Origin of the sequence: Streptomyces sp. NPDC093984, from assembly GCF_044764595.1 — a bacterium.
Classification (GTDB): domain Bacteria; phylum Actinomycetota; class Actinomycetes; order Streptomycetales; family Streptomycetaceae; genus Streptomyces; species Streptomyces cynarae.
This window is the reverse complement of the sequence record NZ_JBIWIM010000057.1, coordinates 1-1,089: the sequence shown is the minus strand read 5'-3', so window position 1 is coordinate 1,089 and position 1,089 is coordinate 1. Positions and strand designations below refer to the sequence as shown.

At 70.1% G+C, this 1,089-nt stretch carries 1 protein-coding gene and 1 pseudogene; one reads left to right on the top strand and one right to left on the bottom strand.

Annotation, left to right across the window (positions count from 1 at the left end):
• Positions 1-68 precede the first annotated feature (68 nt).
• Positions 69-878: an IS5 family transposase gene (locus ACIRC0_RS39720; RefSeq protein ID WP_403627034.1), complete on the top strand. Its 810-nt coding sequence runs from the start codon at positions 69-71 to the stop codon at positions 876-878.
• Here ACIRC0_RS39720 and ACIRC0_RS39715 read toward each other — a convergent pair.
• Positions 817-1,089 (bottom strand): annotated as a pseudogene (locus tag ACIRC0_RS39715) (hypothetical protein); the annotation flags it as partial. The gene ACIRC0_RS39720 and the pseudogene ACIRC0_RS39715 overlap by 62 nt on opposite strands.

The following is a 1,089-nucleotide window of genomic DNA, read 5'->3' as shown; positions in this document are numbered from 1 at the left end:
ACTGTCTCGCCCATCGGTTCGGGAATGCGGCTGACCGGCCAGAGCGCCGACCGCGGTACGGCTCAGACATAAGCGATGCGGAGTGGGCGTCGGTGCGGGATCTGCTGCCGGTTCCGGGATGGCTGGCGGGCCGGGGCGGGCGTCCGGAGGGCTACTGCCACCGGCAGATGATCGACGCGGTGCGCTATCTCGTCGACAACGGCATCAAGTGGCGGGCGATGCCGTGTGACTTTCCGCCGTGGCCGCGTGTGTATGCCTTCTTCGCCCGCTGGCGGGATACGGGGCTGGTGGCCGAGCTGCATGAACGGCTGCGCGAGGCCGTCCGTCTGGCTGAGGGCCGCAGCCCGGAGCCGAGCGCGGCGGTCGTGGACTCGCAGTCGGTGAAGGCGGACGTCACGGTGACCCTCGCTTCACGGGGATACGACGCCGGGAAGAAGATCAACGGGCGCAAACGGCACGTGCTCACCGACACCCTCGGGCTCCTACTGGCCGTGCTGGTCACGCCAGCCTCCACGACCGACCGGGACGCTGCCCGCGTCCTGCTGCCTGCGGCGAAGAATCATTTCCGGCGGCTGGCGCGGGTCTGGGCCGACGGTGGTTACACCGGCTACCTCACCGACTGGACCGTCCAGCACCTCGGAGTCGTCCTCGACATCGTCCGCCGCAGCGACGACGTCCAAGGTTTTCAGGTCCTGCCCCGCCGCTGGGTCGTCGAAAGATCCTTCGCCTGGCTCCTGCGCAGCCGGCGCCTGGTCCGTGACTACGAACGGCGCACCGACACCAGCGAGAGCGTCATCCTGTGGTCGATGACCATGCTCATGGGCCGCCGCCTGGCCGCCCAGCGCCAGCAGCGTCGTGCTCCGGCGCGGGCAGCATGAACCTGCCCGGCTTCTCTTCAACCAGCCAGCCCCGTTCCACCAGTCGCTTCAGCCGGGCCCTCGCTCCCTCGACACGGGAAGCGGTGGCGCTGTCCCAGCCCATCACCACCGCCGCACGCCGGGCACCCAGCCCATCGGCTCCCGCCTCCAGGGCAGCGGCCATCAACGCCTGGTAGTCCACCGACAGCACCTCGGGCCCGGCCGCGTCCTG